Genomic DNA, 20,341 nt, shown 5'->3' on the forward strand with positions numbered 1-20,341 from the left:
GGCACGATGGGAAGGGTGAATGACACCATCATCTCGACTCCCGCCACTGCCGATGCCCTGGATGAGGACCTTGTCCTGGATCTCCGCGACGTTGCCATGGTCCGCGACGGACGACATGTCCTTCATCCGGTGACATGGCAGGTAGAGGTTGACGAGCGATGGATTCTCATCGGCCCGAACGGTGCCGGGAAGACGTCGCTGCTGACGATTGCCGGTGCACGTCAGTATCCGTCGTCCGGCACGGCGCGGATCGTGGGGGAGACGCTGGGGAGGACCGACGTCCGGGAACTGCGGACCGCCGTGGGGATGTCCTCTGCCGCCGTCGCTCATCAGGTCCCCGGAGGAGAGAAGGTCATCGACCTCGTTATCTCTGCCGGATATGACGTGATGGGGCGGTGGCGTGAGAAGTATGACCGGGGAGATGAACTCCGTGCCATGGAGATCCTGGAGCAGATGGGTGCGGTCCACCTCGGCGACCAGATGTGGGAGACGCTGAGCGAAGGTGAGCGCAAGCGGGTCCTGATTGCCCGGGCGTTGATGACTGACCCCGAACTTCTGCTGCTCGACGAACCGGGGGCCGGTCTTGATCTGGGAGGCCGCGAAGACCTGGTCATGATGCTCGGTGAACTGGCAGCGGACCCGGACGCACCGGCTACGGTGATGGTCACTCACCACGTCGAGGAGATCCCGCCGGGATTCACCCACGGTATGATTCTCGACGAGGGGCGTGTGGTGGCACAGGGATTGCTTGAGGACGTGATGACGTCAGAGAACCTGACACGTGCCTATCATCAGCCGATCTCTCTGACCGTCGACGATGGTCGGTACTTTGCCCGTCGGACGAGAAATGCTGGAAGTCACCGCGCACGGTAGCACCCGCCAGCGCTCGGTAACTGAGACGACGTGAGAGGGCTATGGTGGAGGACATGGTGGACGGCAGCGTGAACAGCAGACACCGCGCAGGAGACAACGGCGCCGTTGCGGCAGACTCTGCAGTGGCGCCCGCCCGGCACGCCTCGACACTGATGCTCCTGAGAGACACCCTCAGTGGCCCCGAGGTCTATGTGCAGGAGCGCGCAAGCACGATGCGCTTCTGCGCGGAGATGACGGTGTTTCCCGGTGGGGGAGTGGACGCCAGGGACCTGCCCGGTGACGCTGACGGTGACGGGCACGATTCACCGGCGATCGGCTGGCAGGGACCGTCGACCCAGTGGTGGTCAGAGCGACTGGGGACCACGCCCGACCTGGCCCGGGCCCTGGTGTGTGCGGCCGTGCGTGAGACGTTCGAGGAGACCGGGACTCTGCTGGCAGGTTATGCCGGGGAGTCGGCGGAGAACGGCAGTGGCCCGGTCCGGGACACGACTCCTTATCTGCCGTTTCGCCAGGAGCTGGAACATCACCGGCTGGCGTTCTCCGATTTTCTGAGTATGCATGACCTGGTTCTCCGCGGAGATCTGCTGCGGCCGTGGGCGAACTGGGTGACCCCTGAATCCCAGCCGATCCGGTATGACACCGCATTCTTCGTTGCGGCGATGCCTGAGGGCCAGGAGGCGTACGGCGACACCCGCGAAGCGACGTCGACCGGGTGGTTCCGTCCGGCGACGCTTTTGGACGGCTGGCGTAACAGGAAGATCAATCTGATGCCTCCGACCTGGGCACAACTCAAGATGCTCGATACTTTCCGGAGCGTCAGTGAGGTGCTGGATTTCGCCGAGACGCTGCGGGTCGACCCGGTCCGTAGTGAGCCTGTCGATGAACCGTATATGGCGGAGTACTACCTGTTGGAGACCCGGATGTACGGCTATCCGGAACGGGTGTTCGCTCCCGGGATGAAATTCGCCGTCGATCCGGAGGACCTGCCTCCGTCCCCGTTCTCGTGACATATACGGTCGACGAGGTCCACTGGCTCGCCGAGAATGCGGGTGCCGTGGCAGAGGCTGAGCAACTCGAGTTGTCGACGTCGAGCAAGGTGCGGGACAGTGCGAGACTCCGGGAGCGCCACGGTGACAAGGCGAGGGCGCTCAGTGAATTGGTGACGGCGCGGCGCGCGGCTGTGCGGGGCGGGAAAGTGCCCGGGGACTGGTTGGTCTGCGGAGAGTCGGGGCAACAGGCGACTCCGGCCCTGGTTGCGGCAGAACGTGCGGGTTTCCTTGCCGAGGTTCTGGGCGTGGGTTCGTCCGGGGGCCAGACGGGGCCGGTTGTCGCGGACGTGACCTGTTCGGTGGGCACAGAGCTCCTTCATCTGTCCCGGTGGTTCGGAACCGTGTTCGGTGCTGATCTGGATCCTGCACGGCTGGCGATGGCGCAGTACAACATGGCAGCGTCAGGTGTGTCCGCACACCATGTCGGGCTCGTCCGTGCGGACGCTGTCCTGCCTGCCTTTGCACCGGGAAGCGTCGACGTCGTGGTGGCTGATCCGGCACGTCGGACGTCCCGCGGGCGGATCCGTGATCCAAAGGACCTGCTTCCACCACTTCCTGACCTGTTGTCGGCGCATGCGGGAGCCGCTCTGGCGGTGAAGTGTGCCCCGGGAATCGACTACACAGACTGGGAGGGGCAGGTTGATGTCGTCAGCGTCGACGGTGGCGTGAAAGAGGCGTGTCTCTACACCCCCGACCTGGCACGCCATGATCGTCGTGCAGTGGTGTTCCGCAAGGGTGAACGACGGGTGCTGACCACTGATGACCCGGAGTCGGAGGACGTAGCTGCCCTCGGACGGTACATCCTCGACCCGGATGGGGCGATCGTGCGCGCGGGGCTGGTACGCCAGTACGCTGCAGCGATCGGGTGGTGGCGGATTGACCCGCATATCGCCTACCTCAGCGGGGATTCTCTCGGTGCGTTCCGGGAGGGTGGTGCAGTGCCAGGGCAGCGCGTCTTCGAGGTGATCGATCAGGTGCCGCTGAAGCGACTGAAGTCAGCACTTGCTTCGTTGGGGTGCGGGCGCCTGGAAATCCTCGTGCGGGGTGTGGACGTGGACCCGGATGCGCTACGCCGGAAGATGAAGTTGAAACGCGGACACGGTGGCCGGGAACTGACGGTCGTCGTCGCGCGGATCGGGGACACGGCGACAGCCGTGATCGCGCAGGAACTACACCTGCGGGGGTAGTGATAAAAAAATGATTTCCGGCACGCCGCCCGGTATCGGTGCAGGTGACGCAGTTTCTGAGGTGACGTGGCCCGGAGCGGATTTCCGATGTGCGCTACATCACGGTGATTCGCAGGTAGACTTCTGACCGAAGAAAAGCACCCCAAGCAGGAAGGCCTATGAATGTCGAACATCGTGGTTCTGGTCAAGCAGGTGCCGGACACCTATTCCGAGCGCAAGCTGACTGATGACGACTTCACCCTCGATCGTGAGAACGCCGACGCGGTCCTCGACGAGATCAACGAGAATGCCGTAGAAGCTGCACTCCAGCTCAAGGAAGCTGGTGGCGACCGCAACGTCGTCGTGCTTTCCGTCGGTCCTGCCAGCGCCAAGGACGCGCTGCGCAAGGCACTGTCCCTCGGTGCGGACGAGGCCATCCTCGTCACCGACGATGCCCTGGCAGGCTCCGATGCTCTCGGTACCGCCTGGACCCTGTCGAACGCGCTGAACCTGGTCGATGACATCGAGCTGATCATCGCGGGTAACGCATCGACCGACGGTGTCGCAGGTGCGGTTCCCGGCCTGCTCAGCGAGTACCGCCAGATCCCGGCGCTGACGCATCTGCGCACCCTCGATGTCACGGCCGACAAGGTGTCGGGCGAGCGTGTCACCGAGGACGGCGTCTACACGGTCGAGGCTCCGAAGCCGGCCATCGTCTCTGTCACGGAGAAGGCCAATACCCCGCGTTTCGCTGTCTTCAAGGGCATCATGGCTGCCAAGAAGAAGAAGATCCGCGAAGTCAGCCTGGGCGACATCGGCGTCGCTGCGGAGAACGTCGGCCTGGCGGCTGCGTCCACGTCCGTGACGAACGCTGCTCCGAAGCCGGAGAAGACCGCCGGCGAGATCATCACCGACGAGGGCGACGGCGGCAACAAGCTGGTCGAGTACCTCGTGTCGAAGAAGCTCGTCTAGTTCACCCCGATTCCCGAGAACGAATCTGTCGAAAGGACATTCACAACCATGACCAACGTCCTGGTACTTGTCGAGCACACGCAGGGTGAACTGAAGAACTCCACCCTCGAGCTCATCACCGCAGCCCGCGCATTCGGCACCGTCGGTGCCGTCGTCGTCGGTGCCCCCGGCACCGCCGAGAAGCTGCAGTCCGGTCTGGCTGCCGGTGGCGCCGAGACCATCTACGCCGCTGAGTCGGAGGACGCGGAGAAGTACGTCGTCACCCCCTCCGTCGACGCCGTGTCCGGCCTCGCAGCCCAGCTGCAGGTCCCGGTAGTCATCGCCGCTGGCGCCGCCGGTAACGAAATCGCCGGTCGCGTGGGCGCCCGCGTCGCTTCCGGTGTGCTCTACGACCAGATCGAGATCCACGCCGACCGCTCCGCCACCGGCTCCATCTTCGGCGGGGACTTCACTGTCGAGTCCACCGCCGGCGGCGCGTCCCCGGTCTACACCCTGCGCGCCGGTGCGGTTGACCCGGAGCCGCAGGCCGCCTCCGGCACCATCCAGCCCGTCGAGCTTCCTGCTGCCGGCCCGACCGCCGTGACCGTCACCTCCTTCTCCCCGGCGGAGAAGGCTGACCGTCCTGAGCTCACCGAGGCGAAGATCGTCGTCTCCGGTGGCCGTGGTGTCGCTGGTCCGGAGGGCTTCCGCGATGTCGTCGAGCCCCTGGCCGACGTGCTCGGCGCAGCGGTCGGTGCGTCGCGCGCTGCTGTCGACGCCGACTACTACCCGGGCAAGTTCCAGGTCGGACAGACGGGTAAGACCGTCTCCCCGAACCTGTACCTGGCCCTCGGTATCTCCGGTGCCATCCAGCACAAGGCCGGTATGCAGACTTCCAAGACCATCGTCGCCGTGAACAAGGATGACGAGGCCGGTATCTTCGAGATCGCTGACTTCGGTGTCGTCGGCGACCTCTTCAAGGTCGCCCCGCAGGCGACCGAGGCTCTCAAGGCCCGCGGCTAGGAGTACGTCCCTGCAGGCACCTGGCGGTGTCTGTGCCGGAACCGCCGGGTAGACTGTGCGGTGAACCGGTGAGGTGTACCGTGCACGGCACAACGAGGACCCGCACTCATCGAGTGCGGGTCTTCGCCGTATTCCCGGAAGTTTCGGCGGCGCCCCACCATGCCACTCCGAGCCCACCACGAAGGACAGAATGCCGTGACCACCCTCTTCGTCATCATGTTCCTGATGCTCGGCACCGTCCTGACGGTGGGGGTCGGCGACCGTATCGGCCTTCCGTGGCCGGTCCTGCTTCTCCTGGTGACGACCGCGGTGATGTTTATCCCGGGCACTCCCACCGTGTGGATTGAACCGGAGCTCATCCTTCCTCTGTTCCTACCTCCACTGCTGTGGGCGCTGGCACGCAGGACATCGTGGGGAATGTTCCGGGACCAGTGGCGGACGATCCTCAGCCTGTCGGTGGGGCTGGTGTTCACTACCGTCGCTGTCGTGACCGGCGTGACCATGCTGATCATCCCGGGAGTTGGGCTGGTGGCTGCCATGGCTCTCGCCGCAGCGGTTGCTCCACCAGACCCCGTCGCCGTCGAGGCGGTCGCGGAACCTGCAGGCATTCCCCGCAGGATCATCGGGTCCCTGCAGTCTGAGGGGCTGTTCAACGACGCTGCCTCTCTGGTGATCTTCAGTGCGGCGATCACCGCGGCAGAGTTCAATGATGACATCCACTGGTTTGAGGCCGGCGGGACGTTCATCTACAGCGCGGTGGGTGCGGTGATTCTCGGATGGCTCGTCGGACGGGGATCGGCGTTGGTGCTGGGGTGGCTGGATTCCCCCGTCGCCGGTAACGCATTCACCTGGGTCCTGCCGTTCATGGTGTACCTCGCGGCGGAGGAGATCCACGTGTCCGGCGTGATCGCCGTGGTCGTCGCCGCGGTGGAGCTGACGTCCCGTGCGGATGCGACGGCAGCGGACTCCAGGTTGACCGGCTCGGCGTTCTGGGAGGTCACCGAACTTCTGGTCACGGGGTTGGCCTTCGGGCTGATGGGCATGAATGTCCGCGACGCGATCATCGACGATCAGACAGACCACCTCAACCCGGTCTGGTGGGGTCTGGTGATCTCCGCCGTGCTGATCCTGGTGAGGTTCCTCTGGATGTTCTGGCTGCTGCGAGCCAACCGAACCAAGCGGGGCCGCTACCGTGCGCCGATCCGTTTCACCGACGTGATCTTGCTCAGCTGGTCCGGGATGAGGGGACTGGTGACGTTCGCGCTGGTGCTGTCGTTGAACCCGGCGGATTTCCCGCTGCGCGACGAGTTCACCATCGTCGCCTTCGTCGTACTTCTGTGCACGATGGTGATCCCGGGGCTCACCCTGCCTGCACTGACGTCGTACCTGCGCACGCACCACGACGTGCAGGACCTGGACGATAAGCTGACGGAGGAGGCCCTCGACGAGGCGTACCGGGTCGCGCTGGACGTTGTCCGCAAGCAGATGAGCGAAGGGCTCTCGCCAGAACAGGCGGCCCGGATCGAGGAACGGCTCGGTCTTGTGCGCTCGGCATCGAACCTGGACGACAGCTCTGATGACAGCGCCGATGATGCTCCGGACGAAGTGGGCGCGACGGAGGCCGAGATCCTCCGCAAGCGTCGCGCCCGCAGCCAGGCGTTGGGCCGCAAAGCCCTCGACGTCAGGCGTGAGGCGATGTACGCAGCCCAGCGCAGTCTGGCCGCGTCGAAGTCGCGACGGGGCGTGGATCCCGAAGCGATCGGGGAGAAGATGCGCGAGCTTGACCGCCGCCTCCTCGCTTTCCCCGAGGAAAAGTGAGTGCCTGTGACACCGACAACACCGACAACGCCGAGGATCTTCGCCGACCACGCCGCTACCGCACCGTTACGCCCGGAGGCGGCTGCCGCGATGGCCGATACAGGGATGCTGCTGAACCCCGCCGGTCAATACGCTTCGGGACGACACGCGCAGCGGGTGCTGGAAGATGCACGCGAACAGGTGGCCGAGCTTCTGGGCGCTGACCGCGCTGAGGTGATCTTCACTGCCTCCGGGACAGAATCGGACAATCTGGCTGTCCAGGGTCTCGCGTATGGCGCAAAGAAGTCACGGGGACCTGCAGCCCGGAGGATTCATGCTGCGACGACGGAACACCCTGCCATCGTCGAGACCGTCGACTGGCTGTGCAGCGACCTGATGGGCGGAGGAGCTCCGCAGTTCGATCACAGTGAGATGCCCGTCGACGAGAAGGGGCGAGTTCGTGTCAGCGAACTGCCGGAGCTGGAGGCGTCGGTCGACGCTGTCATGACCTGCATGTGGGCGAACAACGAAACAGGCAATCTGCAGCCGGTTGCTGACCTGGCAGGACGAGCAGCCGCCGCCGGTGTGCCGTTCCACGTCGATGCCGTACAGGCTGTCGGTCACCTGCCCGTGGACTTCCATGCTCTCGGCAGCTCGACGTTGGCGGCGAGTGCGCACAAGTTCGGCGGTCCAAAATCCATGGGTATCCTGCTCGCCCGTCGGGACGCGGTACTGGTCAGCCCTCTGCGCGGGGGTGGGCAGGAGAGAGGCGTCCGGTCAGGGACCGCGAACCCTCAGGGCGCGGCAGGCACCGCCGCAGCCCTGGCTGCCGCTGTCAGCGAGATGGAGGAGGAACGGCGACGGCTGTCAGTGTTCCGGAAGAAGGTTCTTTCCGTTGTCGGTGCGATTCCACAGTCGCAGATCTACACCGATCCCTCCGGCGGTGCGCTTCCCGGGCATGTCCATGTGGCATTTCCCGGGGCGGAGGGAGACAGCCTGATCATGTTGCTGGATGTCGCAGGAGTGGACGCCTCAACAGGGTCGGCATGTTCGGCCGGGGTGAACCGGGCCAGCCACGTGTTGACGGGCATGGGGGTCCCGGTTGAGGTGGCACGCGGCGCGCTGCGGCTGACCTTCGGGACGGCCACCACCGCGGACGACGTCGACCGGCTCTGCTCGTTGTTGCCCGGTGTCGTTGATCAGGCGCGTGCGGCAGGGATGGCCTCGTAGCGGCAGGGCTGTCGTGCCTGTCGATGGACGGATTCGCACCTGACCTGGCACGGTGTAGGGTGAAAGGTCGACTGCAGGGGCCTCGAGAGCTGGCGGTCACACACGATCACCGACGTGCACCGGTGTGCACGGGAGAGAAGAGGAAGGTATGCGGGTTGTCGCAGCGATGAGCGGGGGAGTGGACTCTTCCGTGGCTGCAGCACGGGCGCTGGAGGCAGGGCATGACGTCGTCGGTGTGCATCTGGCGTTGAGTCAGTCGCCGGAGGCTGTCCGGGCAGGATCGCGGGGATGCTGTTCACTGGAGGACTCCGCCGATGCCCGACGGGTGTGCGACTCCCTCGGAATTCCTTTCTACGTGTGGGACTTCTCCGACCGGTTTAAAGCTGATGTCATCGATAACTTCGTGGAGTCCTACGAGATCGGGGAGACGCCCAACCCCTGCCTGCGCTGCAACGAGAAGATCAAGTTCGAGGCGCTGCTGGACCGGTCGATTGCGCTCGGGTTCGACGCCGTGGTCACCGGGCACTACGCCCGTCTGCACGACGGCGTGATGCGTCGCGGCATCGACGACAACAAGGACCAGTCGTATGTCCTCGGTGTGCTCGATGATGAGCAACTGTCGCACTGCATGTTCCCTGTCGGTGACACCGTGAAACCGGACATCCGCGCCGAGGCGAAGGATCTCGGCATGGGGGTGGCGTCGAAGCCGGACAGTCACGACATCTGCTTCATCCCGGACGGCAACACCCAGGCGTTCCTCGGTAAGCAGATCGGGCTGCGCCCCGGGATGGTGAAGTCGGTCGATGGTGAGACTCTCGCCGAACACGACGGTGTGTACGGCTTCACCATCGGGCAGCGTAAGGGTCTCGGTGTCGCTGGCCCCGCGGCCGACGGACAACCGAGGTACGTCACTGACATTGACGCCTCCACCGGGACGGTCACCGTGGGCGGCCGGGAGGACCTGCGTGTCGGCCACATCACGGCCGACCGACTCAAGCGTCTGGACCCGTCCAAACACGGCACCATCTTTGACTGTGACGTCCAGGTCCGCGCCCATGGCGGCGTAGTCCCGGCGACCGCGACGCTCAGCGGCGAGTCCGTCGCCCTCGACCTCCACGAACCCCTGCGAGGTGTCGCACGCGGACAGGCGGCGGTGGTCTACCTCCCTGACACAGACGGTGACATCCTGCTCGGATCAGGCACTATCTGTGCCACCGTGCCGTGGACGGCCGACAAGCAGGCTCAGTCGGCGTGAACCCGGGAGAGGACGGACCACTGCGTTTCGGCTGGTGGGAGGACGTGGTGACCGACCACGCCGACCTTCGCTCTGCTCTGGCTGCGGCGTCCCGACGCACCCGTGACGTGGATGAGGACATCGGGGTGGTTCCTCCGTTGAGCCTGCCGCAGAGCGACCTGTTGCCGGCGACGGCCGCGATGGGCGCGCTTGTCGGGGGCCCGTACCTGCGGTCCCATGCGCGCGGCTGGGAAGTTGCCCCGGGAAAAACACTGGATGCACGCCACTTCCTCGGCCGGCTCCACGAGCTGGCTGACATTGTCGCCGAGGTGATGCCCGGCACGGATCGGCTGATGGTGCACGTGTCCGGCCCCTGGACGTTCGGGGCGTCTGTCGAGTATCGAGGGCATCCACTGTGTTTCGACCGCCCGGCATTCCGGGACATCGCCCTGTCTCTTGGCGAGGGGGTGAAGGAGTTCTGTGATGCTGTCGGAGCGTCTGTGGTGCATGTCCACGAGCGGCGACTCGGCGAGGTTGCTTCGCGGTTGCAGGGAGCGACGGAGTTCGAGACCATGCAGGTTGACCGCGAGGTCGCGGTGAATGTCGAGCGCCGTTTCATCGAACAGGTGCGAGGCGGGGGCGAACGGTCAGTCATCTTCGACAGTGGCGTCGAGTGGCCTGAGGTGACACACACCGGGGCGGATTGCATTGTCGTTGATGGTCTGACAGACAGCGTCGCGCGGATGGTTGACGGTGGTGCCTCGGTTGCCTGGCGGGTTGATGACGGACAGACCAGTGAAGACATCGCGCGCAGTGTCATCCGGACGTGGAGACAGTGGACCTTCGATGTGGCGACGCCGGAGCCTCAGGTTGACCTGGTTGCGGTGGGCGAGGGGATCCTGAAGCCCGGTGCGGCAGCTGAACTGGCACGGACCGTGCGGGGAGCTGCGGCATTGCTGCACCGCAACTGAGTAAGGTCGCAGGCAGGCCTAGTCGTCGGAGGTCTGCGCGCTGATCGCGTCAAGGTCCACGACCTCGAACTCCAGCAGTGAAGCCCCGGTAGCCACCGGCTTCTTTTCCTCGTCGCCATGCGGCCCGCTGTGTGCGGCCTTAGCCGGGCCTGCCGCCCAGGTCTGGAAGTCTTCTTCAGATGCCCAGGTGGTGACCACGAAATACCGGTCATCGCCCTTGGTCGGTCGCAGCAGCTGGAAACCTTCGAATCCGGGGGAGGAGTCGACAGTGTGGGCACGTGCTGCGAACCGTTTCTCCAGCTCGGGGCCGGCGCCCTCGGGTACGTCGATGGCGTTGATCTTCACGACGGACATGGAACTCCTGACTATGGTGAGGGCAAGTGTCTCAGGTGCGAGCCTACCGTGGAGGCCGCGTCCGCGGGGCGCGGTGACGGGGACCGCCGGAGACGTCAGCGCACCGCGTCCGGTCCGGAGGCGAGCAGTTTCTCGAATCCGGCCTCGTCGAGCACCGGCACACCGAGGTCCTCGGCCTTTGCCAGCTTCGATCCTGCTTTCTCCCCGGCAACGACGAAGTCGGTCTTTTTCGACACAGACCCGGAAGCCTTTCCTCCCCTCGACTCCACCGCTTCCTTGGCCTCCGTCCGATCGAAGTGCGCCAATGATCCGGTGACGACCACGGTCAGCCCTGCGAGGGTCTGCTCGGGCAGCTCGGACGCTTCCACGATCTGTTCCATCCGGACGCCGGCCGCTGCCCAGGCATCGACGATTTCCCTGTGCCAGTCAACGGCGAACCAGTCCTTGACCGACTGCGCGATGATTCCACCGACCCCGTCGATCTCGGCCATGTCCTCGACAGACGTCTTATCGATGACGGGAATGGACTGCAGGTTCGCCGCAAGTGCCTTGGCAGCCGTGGGGCCGACGTGGCGGATCGACAGTGCGGTGATGACCCGCCACAGGTCGACCCCCTTCGCCTCCTCAAGATTGTCGAGGAGAACCTTGCCCTGCTTGTTCAGCGTCCCTGCCTTGGTGGTGTAGGCGCTCGTGGTGGCCAGTGTCTCCGCGGTGAGTGAGAAGAGGTGGCCTTCATCCGGCAACACCCCCGACGCGATGAGGTCGTGGGCGGCACGCTCACCGAGCGCGTCAATGTCGAAGGCACCACGCCCGGCCAGGTAGTTCAACCGGTTCTGCAGTTGGCCGGGGCAGTACCGGGTGTTGGGGCAGCGCCAGTCGGCGTCACCCTCTTTGGTGGGGGAGAGCGGGGTCCCACATTCCGGACACAGTGAGGGATACACGTACTCCCGTTCGTCTCCGGTGCGGGCTGTCTCCACCGGGCCCAGAACCTCGGGAATGACCTCGCCGGCCTTACGGATCATCGCGCGGTCTCCGAGGCGGACGCCCTTGCGGTGTGCCTCAGTGGCGTTGTGCAGCGTTGCCATGGTGACCGTTGAACCTGCGACATAAGTGGGTGTCATCACCGCGTACGGGGTCGCGCGACCGGTTCTCCCGATACCTACGCGGATGGACTCCACGGTCGTCACCGCCTCCTCCGGTGGGTACTTGTAGGCGATCGCCCATCGTGGTGCGCGGCTTGTGGAGCCGAGGTTCTGCTGCTCGGTGACGTCGTCGATCTTCACGACGAGTCCGTCCATCTCGTGAGCGGCGTCGTGTCGGTGCTCGCCCCAGTACGTGACGGCGTCGAGGACCTCGTCGGCGGAGTGGACCTGCCTGGTGTACGGACTGACGGGAAGCCCCCACGCCTCGATCGCCCGGTAGCCGTCGTGCTGGCTGGCAGGTTCGAATCCTTCCCTGGCCCCGATGCCGTGGCAGATCAGACGGAGGGGCCGTTTGGCTGTTTCCTCCGGGTTCTTCTGCCGCATTGCGCCGGCTGCGGCGTTCCGGGGATTCGCGAACATCTTCTTTCCCTCGGCCTGCCGGTCTGCGTTCATCGTCGCGAAGTCCTCGACAGTGATGAAGATCTCTCCCCTGATCTCCACGAGAGAGGGGACCGGGAACTCGTCGGTACCGGTGAGAACGTCGGGGATGTCATCGAGTGTCCGCGCGTTGTGGGTGACATCTTCACCGGTGACACCGTCACCTCGGGTGAGAGCGAGGTTCAGACGGCCGTCGATGTACAGAAGATCAATCGAAGCACCATCGATCTTCAGCTCGGTAAGATAGGTCGGTGCGGGGGTCCTGGTCAGCCACTCCCGCATTTCGTCGAGGCTGAAGACGTTGTCGAGGCTGAGCATCGGCTCCCGGTGGTCGACGTTGCGGAACGGTGAGTTCTCCGGGGACGGAGCGACTTCCTCGGTAGGGCTCGGTCCCTGCACGGCTTCAGGATGAGCTTCTTCCAGCTCCTGCAACTCGCGCATCATCGCGTCGAAGTCGGCGTCGGAGACTTCGGGTGCCTCGTAGTAGTACAGCTCCCGGTGTCGGCGGATGTCAGCGGCCAGACGGTTCCAACGGTCCTCAGGCGTTTCAGGCGTCTCTGGCGATGTCTCAGTCGGTGTCTCAGTCACCGTCGCCAGTGTAGTGAGCGCAGCGTCGACTGGGGAGCTCCATCCGGTGCATGGGCAATTGTTCTGTCGGTATGTGAGTGTGTCTTCACAGTAGGAGGGGCTGATGTGATGCGCCCCACTGCAGGCGGGGGTGGGGCTTCTTGCGGTCTGCATAACTAGATGCGGCGGAGGTCGGGCCGATGGCCTGCGGTGATCAGCTGAATGTGATGTAGGTATCGGGGTGGTCCTCTACGGGAAGGGGTGGAACTGTTCACCGGGCAAAATCTAGCGTTGGCCGTGTCAAGAAGAACACCCCCTCGCAGACCAGCGAATAGTTCAGATGGCTGCATTTCGGAAAGGACGATCACATGTTCAACCTGCTCAGCCGTGAAGAGATCAACGAGATGACCTCCGGCGCCAACTACTTCCTCTTCGGAGACGACGAGGCCATCGCCGTCGACACGCCGGAGCATGACGACTTCCTCGTCTAAGTCCGCACGGGGCGCAGGGGTATTGTGCCCGTCATTCCCTGCGGTGACGTCGCCCGGGCGCACGGCCAGATCGACCGTGTGCCCGGGCGATGTCGTATGTCGAGTACACCGCGGCATTGGTGTCCGGGCGGCGTTATAGAGTGGCACCTATGACGACCGCCGCGCATTTCGATCCGACCCATCTCCTCAGCTTCGACCTGGAGACCACAGGTACGGACCCGCTTACCGCACGCATCGTGACCAGTGCCCTGATCTCGATCAACGGTCGTCAACGTGATGACCTGGAGATGCTCGCTGACCCGGGTATCCCGATTCCTGAAGGGGCGGCGAAAGTCCACGGCATCTCCACGGAGTACGCCCGGGAACACGGGCGCCCTCATGATGAGGTCCTCGCTGAGACGATCGAGCGGATCCGGGCGGGATGGCGCGATGGAGCGACACTGATCGTGTACAACGCCGCGTACGACCTTACGGTTCTCCGGAGCCTGGATCCCACGTTCACCGTGGACGGCCCGGTCGTCGACCCTCTAGTCATCGACAAAGCGAAAGATCCGTACCGCAAAGGTAAACGGCAGCTGGAACCGGTGTGTGCCCACTGGGGTGTGACGCTGGGCAACGCGCACGAGGCCACGGCAGATGCTCTGGCAGCTGCCAGAGTGGCATGGAAACTTGCCCGTGCCTACCCCGAACTTTCCGAGGTCAGTGCGGACGAACTCATGCTCAACCAGGCAACCTGGCACTACGAGTCGCAGTCCGGACTCAAGAAGTACTTCGAGGACAAAGGGCAGACGGACCGTGCAGCCACGGTCAACACCTCCTGGCCCGTACAGTCCTAGTGACCGGTCGGATACAGCCGTTCAGTACGATTGACCACCATGGCTAACTCCGTGACGAAGACCTCGGCCGAATACCTCCGCGACATCGTTGCCGCGCCGGTCTACCGCGCGGCCAAGCACACGCCCCTGGACACCATGGATGCTTTGTCGGAGAAGACGGGCAACCGTGTCCTGGTCAAGCGTGAAGACCTTCAACCCGTCCACAGTTTCAAGCTGCGTGGCGCGTTCAACCGGATGTCGCAGCTCACCGGCTGTGCCGGTGTGATCACCGCCTCAGCGGGGAACCACGCGCAGGGCGTGGCGCTGTCCGGACGCGAACTCGGTATCCGGTCGGTCATCGTCATGCCGGTGACCACCCCGTCCATCAAAGTGGACGCGGTGCGCGGGTTCGGCGGCGACGTTGTGCTGCACGGTGAGAACTTCGACGCGGCACAGGGGAAGGCCAAGGAGCTCTCGGAGACCGAAGGCCTGGTCTACGTCCCACCGTTCGACAATGAAGCGGTGATCGCCGGCCAGGGCACCATCGGACTGGAGATCTTCCAGGCTGGCCCCGTCGACCGTGTTTTCGTTCCCGTCGGCGGCGGCGGCTTGGCCGCCGGTGTCGCTGTACTGCTGAAGGAACTGAACCCGGAGATTCAGGTCATCGGCGTGGAACCCGAGGAGTCCGCATGCCTCACTGCAGCGCTGTGGGCCGGTGAACCGGTCGAACTTGAGCATGTCAGCCTCTTCGCCGAAGGCGTGGCTGTCCGCAAGATCGGTGCCGAGACCTTCCGACTGTGCAGGGAGTACCTGGACGAAGTCGTCACGGTCAGCTCCGATGAGATCAGCGCAGCCATCAAGGACCTTTTCGACGACACGCGGGCGATCGCTGAGCCGGCAGGCGCGGTGTCCCTGGCGGGACTCAAGAAGTATGCCGCGGCCAATGACATCCAGGACGAGACCCTGGTGAACGTGCTCTCCGGCGCCAACCTGAACTTCCACACCCTGCGCTACATCTCCGAGCGGGCGGAACTCGGCGAAGGTGGAGAGGCGATCTTCGCGGTCACTATCCCGGAGGAACAGGGCGCGTTCTTCAAGTTCTGTGAGGTCCTCAACGGTCGGATGGTCACGGAGTTCAACTATCGCGTCGGTGAGCGCGGCGATGACCGCCGAGCGCGGATCTTCGTCGGTGTCCAGCTCAAGGAAGGTGTCACGGAGCGGGAAGCGATTGCGGATGCTCTGGCTGACGCGGGCTACGACGTGGTGGACCTGTCGGACGATGAAGTCGCCAAGGAACATATCCGCTACATGATCGGTGGTGTGCCGCCAGCCTTCGTCAACGAACGGATGTTCTCCTTTGAGTTTCCGGAGCACCCGGGCGCGCTGGTGCATTTCCTTGATGTTCTCGGCACGAACTGGAATATCACCGCCTTCCACTACCGGAGTCAGGGAATGGACTACGGACGGATCCTCGCCGCGTTCGAGGATGCACACTCCGCAGACTTCGAATCCCATCTCAGCGACCTGGGCTATCCCTTCACCGAGGTGACCGACAACCCGTCCTACCAGCTCTTCCTTGCCCCGGCCGGGGAGTAGGAGTCAGACGGATGGAGCGGCAGAGTACGGGGATCGAATGGAATGAGCTGCTCCCGATCCTGCTCGGCTACCCGTCCGATTCATTGCATGCGACGTTGGTGATGCGCGGCGACGGCGACTCGGACGTCCGCTACGAAGTGTGGCGGCAGGGCAGGAAACTCCGCGTGGAGAAGGACGGTTCGCCCGACTATATCTGCGACGGGGAGACGACCTGGTCCTTCGAGGAGGCGACCGGTGTGCAAGGATCAGACGGACGTCCTGTCGCTAGTGATGCACGGAAGGCGGTGTACTGCGGTCCCGCACAGGGCCTGTGCGCGCCCAGGCGGTCCAGCGACTGGCAGGGATCCGATTTCACGACTCCCGAAGGTCCGGTCACCGTGGAAGAGTTCCAGGGGCGGGACTGCTGGACTGTTGCGCTGAAAGCGCCACCGCGCAAGGCCGGACCGTTGCGAATGTGGGTCGACCGGGACTCCGGGTACCCGCTGGGCGAAGTGAACGAATCCTCGGAAGCGGGGGACTATGGACGATGGTTCGAATCCCCGGAGATTGGTATCCCACTCGACGACTCATTGTTCACCTGGGACGGCCCATCCCTGACGCAGTCTGAACGCCATGAGTTGATCGCGAAAGAACTTGAAGTGCTACGGAAGACTGGGGTCGAATGGTTTGTCGACAACATCATGTCAGGAAGTCTCACCGCATCTGCCATCGTCGACATTGCGCCGCAGGACATCGGGCGACGTGACGGAGGTGGTTTCCTTGCACGGAGCGAGGGAGCCTACTACTCGATGACCCGGCGTGGGGGAGAGGCAGCCGTCGGTGATGACGGTGATCACGATGCCATCGTACGGTGGTCGACTGCAGGCTACGATTGGGCATTCAGATTTGAGAACCCCCATGTGATCTGTGACGATGCTGTGCGGGATGAACTCGGGAGACGTTTCGGGGGCCAGGGATGACGACGACCTGGGATGAGATTCGACGCAGACTCGTCAGCATCCCGCGGTCCACACTGCACGCACGGGTCCGGTGGTATGGGCGGAGAAGTTCCCGGTGGGACTATGTTAACGGCCGATATCCCTGGGGGCCGGGGCCGAGTTTCATTGACGTCACCAATCGCGCCCTCGGAACCCTGCATGCATCTGACCTCGAGGTGTGGCGGGACGGGCCTATGCTGCGAGTGGAGAAGAACCGGTACCCGCTGTACATCACCGACGGCGAATCGGTCTGGGATTTCCAGGACAATCCCAGGCGCCCCCAACTCGGTACGCCAGGGGATTTGCGGTATTCGTGCGAAGCACAGTGGCTCATCCTGCCGCCGCCGGCTGCCCAGTGGGATATCAGTGACCAGCACACGACCGACGTGTACAACGAGCAGATCGAGGGTCGTGACGCCTGGGAGATCACTGTCGGCGGTGTACGGGTGTGGATCGACTGTGAAACGTTCTACCTTCTCGCACTAGGTGACGTGGATTCCGGTTACCGGGAGTACTTCGCAGCCCCTGATATAGGATCCGAACTTGACCCGGGGCTGTTCACCTGGGACGGAGATGTCATTCCTGCCGAGGACCTCGAGCGGCGGAGGAAACTGGCGCAGTCCCGGAAACAGGAGGACAAGCGCCAGCGGAGCCGAGAGTGGTTGCTCGACAACGTTGTTGCTGACCCTATGGCCGACGAAGCGTTCTTGCCGCTACCGGTGACGATTGACCTGACTCCGACATCGGTACCACACCACAACGACACTACCGGAGAATTCACGGCCGTCTGCGACGGATTTAGCCTGGGTAGGCGGTTGCGGGGAACACGCGACAGACTCCCCGCCGCACCGTATACCTACTTCTGGACGACCACGAGGTACGACTGGGAGCTTTCACTCCTTGACGGTGTCACCCTGACCGATCAGGGAATCCAGGACGTCTGGAACCAGCTCCACCCCGGCGAGCCGGTGACCGACTACCGCCCGCCCGGGCAGTGATTCCCAGAAAGTACCGGGAGGTGTCAGCTCAGTAGCGCGCCGAGTATCTCGCCGACCTCACCGAGATGCTCGATCTCCGAGAGCAGGAAGTCCGGGCCGCCCGGCCGCCCGAGAATCAGGATGTAGTCCGTACCGGACAGGGGAGTGGCTGCCAACGCAGAGTCCATCACTGTCCAACTCGACGGCACCCAGGTGTCACGGTCGGTCAAGGCACGGGGCTCGGCGACGGGAGTCTCGGACAGCACCCGGCCGTCGTCCTCCGGGGCGGAGGACGAGGCTGCGACGCGCCGGGTCTTCTCACCGGACTCGAGGATGACCGCCCACTGGACCGACATCGACTTCGGGAGTGCGTCAATCAGTTTCTGGACGCTGTCGACGGTGCGGCGCCGGTGCCGCGCGAGCTCTGCGAGCAGGCTGATCTGGCCCCTACGGTCGACTGTTCCCGAGAACGGCCGAATGGAGTCGACGTAGACCCCGTCGACTTCCTGCGCGGCACTGATCAGCGCGTCGGCGAGACGGCCCGCGGGAAGGTCGACGACGACGTCGTCGACGACGGTGCCGTCAGGATCATGCTCGACCACATCCACGCTGCGGATGTCCGCGTCGATCGTTCCCATCGTGGCGGCAATGAGCCCGAGGGTACCGGGGACATCGGGAAGACGGACGCGCATCAGATAGGACAAGGTGTACCTCAGCGTAAATAGGACGGTGGACGCCCCGATTGTAGCGAACCGGGGTGAGCGTACGCTCGACGCAGCGTCCTACTAGAGTGGTCGGGGTAAACCCAGCGAAGACGAAAAGGGGACCCACCTGTGTCCGAGATCTCCCGTGACGAGGTCGCGCACCTCGCCAGGCTCTCCCGCCTCGACCTGACCGAGGACGAGCTCACCCACTATGCAGCACAGATCGACGGCATCGTGGAAACGGTTGCCGCCGTGCGTGAGGTCGACACCACCGGTGTCGAGCCTCTGAGCCACCCCACCCAGAACGTCGACGGTGCTGTGTCGGTGATGCGTGAGGACGTCCCCCAGGAGTCCCTCACCGCCGAGCAGGCCCTTGACCAGGCTCCGAAGCAGGCGCAGCAGCGTTTCCAGGTTCCACGGATCCTGGGCGAGTAGAGGGCGAGACGACAGCGAAATGAGTGAAGTGAACAGCACCACCTACACCGTCGGTACCCGGGACGATTCGGACCTGACGACCTGGACCGCCGCAGAACTCGCGGAGAAGATCCACGCCGGAGAGGTCAGTTCCGTTGACGCCACCCGCGCGCACCTGGACCGCATTGCCGCCGTTGATGAGGCCGTCCACGCGTTCCTCCACGTGGGGGAGAAAGAGGCTCTCACGGCAGCGGAGAAGGCGGACAAGGACATCGCCTCCGGGCATGTCGCTTCCGCTCTGGCTGGTGTTCCGCTGGCGTTGAAGGACGTCTTCGTCACCACCGATGCGCCGACGACCTGTGCGTCGAAGATGCTCGAGGGGTACATGAGTCCCTACGACGCCACCGTCACCCGGCGCCTTCGCGAGGCAGGCATCCCCATCCTGGGCAAGACGAACATGGACGAATTCGCGATGGGTTCGTCCACCGAGAACTCGGCCTACGGACCGACGCACAACCCCTGGGACCTCAGCCGTACCGCCGGCGGTTCCGGCGGTGGCTCCTCCGCAGCACTCGCCGCAGGCATGGCGCCGCTGGCCATCGGCACCGACACCGGCGGGTCCATCCGCCAGCCGGCAGCGCTGACCAACACCGTCGGGGTCAAGCCGACGTACGGCACCGTCTCCCGGTACGGCCTTGTCGCCTGTGCGTCCTCCCTTGACCAGGGTGGTCCCACGGGGCGGACCGTGTTGGACACCGCACTGCTGCATGAGGTCATCGCGGGGCACGACGCGCAGGACTCCACGTCCTCCGAACGTCCGGTCGCTCCCGTCGTCGACGCGGCACGACAGGGCGCCGACGGTGACCTGACCGGCGTGACCGTCGGCGTGGTGAAGCAGCTGGAGACGGTTCAGGGACTGCAGGCCGGGGTAGCCGAGAGCTACCGGGCATCCCTGGAGCAGCTCAAGGCACAGGGCGCGACGATCGTGGAGGTCGACTGCCCCAGCTTCGAGTACGCACTCAACGCCTACTACCTCATCCTGCCCTGCGAAGTCAGCTCCAACCTCGCCAGATTCGACGGGATGCGGTACGGGCAGCGTCAGCTCGACGACGGGCACCACTCCGCAGACCAGGTGATGTCAGCGACCCGCGCCGCCGGTTTCGGGCCGGAGGTGAAGCGTCGCATCATCCTGGGCACCTACGCCCTGTCGGTCGGATACTACGACGCCTACTACCTGCAGGCACAGCGTGTCCGTAACCTCATCGCGCAGGATTTCGCCAAGGCATTCGCCGATGTGGATGTCCTGGTGTCCCCGGTGACCCCCACGACGGCTTTCGAGTTGGGGGAGAAGGCCGACGATCCGTTGGCGATGTACCTCTTCGACCTGTGCACGCTGCCGCTCAACCTCGCCGGTGTGTGCGGCATGTCTGTCCCGGGACCTCTGTCCGCGGACACAGGTCTTCCGGTTGGTCTGCAGATCATGGGTCCGGCACACGGCGATGATCGCCTGTACCGTGTCGGTGCGGCCTTCGAGGCGGGCCGACAGTAGCGCTACTGGCGCGGGCGGCAGAC

Annotated in this window: 19 protein-coding genes; 16 read left to right on the plus strand and 3 right to left on the minus strand. The window is 64.4% G+C overall.

Annotated features, from left to right (window positions below; all coding sequences use genetic code 11):
* The first annotated feature begins 6 nt into the window (after window positions 1–6).
* The 9 genes from CGLY_RS06775 to CGLY_RS06815 all read left to right on the plus strand — a co-directional run bounded on the left by CGLY_RS06775 (window position 7) and on the right by CGLY_RS06815 (window position 10,294).
* Window positions 7–873, plus strand: a complete 867-nt coding sequence (locus CGLY_RS06775) for an ABC transporter ATP-binding protein (protein ID WP_038547758.1) — start codon at window positions 7–9, stop codon at window positions 871–873.
* Window positions 874–1,025: 152 nt separating this feature from the next.
* Window positions 1,026–1,880, plus strand: a complete 855-nt coding sequence (locus CGLY_RS06780; RefSeq protein ID WP_052540744.1) for an NUDIX hydrolase — start codon at window positions 1,026–1,028, stop codon at window positions 1,878–1,880.
* Entirely contained in the window at window positions 1,877–3,109 is a 1,233-nt protein-coding gene (locus CGLY_RS06785) for a class I SAM-dependent methyltransferase (protein WP_038547772.1), read from the plus strand. The genes CGLY_RS06780 and CGLY_RS06785 overlap by 4 nt, the downstream gene beginning before the upstream one ends.
* 162 nt (window positions 3,110–3,271) lie before the next feature.
* Window positions 3,272–4,060 carry an electron transfer flavoprotein subunit beta/FixA family protein gene (locus tag CGLY_RS06790; RefSeq protein WP_038547775.1) on the plus strand — a complete coding sequence of 263 codons (789 nt, stop codon included), beginning with the start codon at window positions 3,272–3,274 and terminating at the stop codon, window positions 4,058–4,060.
* A gap of 48 nt (window positions 4,061–4,108) precedes the next feature.
* Window positions 4,109–5,062 carry an electron transfer flavoprotein subunit alpha/FixB family protein gene (locus CGLY_RS06795; protein ID WP_038547777.1) on the plus strand — a complete coding sequence of 318 codons (954 nt, stop codon included), beginning with the start codon at window positions 4,109–4,111 and terminating at the stop codon, window positions 5,060–5,062.
* A 195-nt stretch (window positions 5,063–5,257) separates the two neighbouring features.
* On the plus strand, window positions 5,258–6,880 hold the full coding sequence (locus CGLY_RS06800; RefSeq protein WP_052539807.1) for a cation:proton antiporter: 1,623 nt from the start codon (window positions 5,258–5,260) through the stop codon (window positions 6,878–6,880).
* 6 nt (window positions 6,881–6,886) lie between these two features.
* Window positions 6,887–8,089, plus strand: a complete 1,203-nt coding sequence (locus CGLY_RS06805) for a cysteine desulfurase family protein (RefSeq protein ID WP_038551803.1) — start codon at window positions 6,887–6,889, stop codon at window positions 8,087–8,089.
* Window positions 8,090–8,237: 148 nt separating this feature from the next.
* Entirely contained in the window at window positions 8,238–9,344 is a 1,107-nt protein-coding gene (gene mnmA, locus CGLY_RS06810) for a tRNA 2-thiouridine(34) synthase MnmA (protein WP_038547780.1), read from the plus strand.
* Complete coding sequence (locus CGLY_RS06815; protein WP_227590415.1) at window positions 9,341–10,294, plus strand: uroporphyrinogen decarboxylase/cobalamine-independent methonine synthase family protein; 954 nt, start codon at window positions 9,341–9,343, stop codon at window positions 10,292–10,294. Before mnmA ends, CGLY_RS06815 begins: the two co-directional genes overlap by 4 nt.
* 18 nt (window positions 10,295–10,312) lie before the next feature.
* Here CGLY_RS06815 and CGLY_RS06820 read toward each other — a convergent pair whose 3' ends face one another.
* Complete coding sequence (locus CGLY_RS06820; protein ID WP_038547783.1) at window positions 10,313–10,648, minus strand: antibiotic biosynthesis monooxygenase family protein; 336 nt, start codon at window positions 10,646–10,648, stop codon at window positions 10,313–10,315.
* 95 nt (window positions 10,649–10,743) lie between these two features.
* Window positions 10,744–12,816 (minus strand): NAD-dependent DNA ligase LigA, encoded by a 2,073-nt coding sequence (ligA, locus tag CGLY_RS06825; protein WP_052539808.1) that lies wholly within the window; start codon window positions 12,814–12,816, stop codon window positions 10,744–10,746.
* A gap of 347 nt (window positions 12,817–13,163) precedes the next feature.
* Here ligA and CGLY_RS17955 point away from each other — a divergent pair, with 347 nt between their 5' ends.
* From CGLY_RS17955 to CGLY_RS06845, 5 genes are all read left to right on the plus strand, one after another.
* Complete coding sequence (locus CGLY_RS17955) at window positions 13,164–13,286, plus strand: hypothetical protein (protein WP_255372501.1); 123 nt, start codon at window positions 13,164–13,166, stop codon at window positions 13,284–13,286.
* A 149-nt stretch (window positions 13,287–13,435) separates the two neighbouring features.
* A complete protein-coding gene (locus tag CGLY_RS06830) occupies window positions 13,436–14,122 on the plus strand; it encodes a 3'-5' exonuclease (RefSeq protein WP_081803811.1) in 687 nt (228 codons plus the stop codon).
* Between the two features lie 39 nt (window positions 14,123–14,161).
* Window positions 14,162–15,697 (plus strand): threonine ammonia-lyase, biosynthetic, encoded by a 1,536-nt coding sequence (ilvA, locus tag CGLY_RS06835; RefSeq protein WP_038547789.1) that lies wholly within the window; start codon window positions 14,162–14,164, stop codon window positions 15,695–15,697.
* 11 nt (window positions 15,698–15,708) lie between these two features.
* Complete coding sequence (locus CGLY_RS16705) at window positions 15,709–16,656, plus strand: hypothetical protein (RefSeq protein WP_052539810.1); 948 nt, start codon at window positions 15,709–15,711, stop codon at window positions 16,654–16,656.
* Window positions 16,657–16,868: 212 nt separating this feature from the next.
* A complete protein-coding gene (locus CGLY_RS06845) occupies window positions 16,869–17,672 on the plus strand; it encodes a hypothetical protein (RefSeq protein WP_038547803.1) in 804 nt (267 codons plus the stop codon).
* A gap of 23 nt (window positions 17,673–17,695) precedes the next feature.
* Here CGLY_RS06845 and CGLY_RS06850 read toward each other — a convergent pair whose 3' ends face one another.
* Window positions 17,696–18,355: an ACT domain-containing protein gene (locus tag CGLY_RS06850; RefSeq protein WP_038547806.1), complete on the minus strand. Its 660-nt coding sequence runs from the start codon at window positions 18,353–18,355 to the stop codon at window positions 17,696–17,698.
* Between the two features lie 129 nt (window positions 18,356–18,484).
* On the opposite strand from CGLY_RS06850, the gene gatC reads away from it, so the two are divergent.
* Entirely contained in the window at window positions 18,485–18,790 is a 306-nt protein-coding gene (gene gatC, locus CGLY_RS06855; RefSeq protein WP_038547809.1) for an Asp-tRNA(Asn)/Glu-tRNA(Gln) amidotransferase subunit GatC, read from the plus strand.
* 19 nt (window positions 18,791–18,809) lie between these two features.
* Window positions 18,810–20,318, plus strand: a complete 1,509-nt coding sequence (gene gatA / locus CGLY_RS06860) for an Asp-tRNA(Asn)/Glu-tRNA(Gln) amidotransferase subunit GatA (RefSeq protein WP_038547812.1) — start codon at window positions 18,810–18,812, stop codon at window positions 20,316–20,318.
* Window positions 20,319–20,341 lie beyond the last annotated feature (23 nt).

The organism is Corynebacterium glyciniphilum AJ 3170 (assembly GCF_000626675.1).
Classification (GTDB): Bacteria; Actinomycetota; Actinomycetes; order Mycobacteriales; family Mycobacteriaceae; genus Corynebacterium; species Corynebacterium glyciniphilum.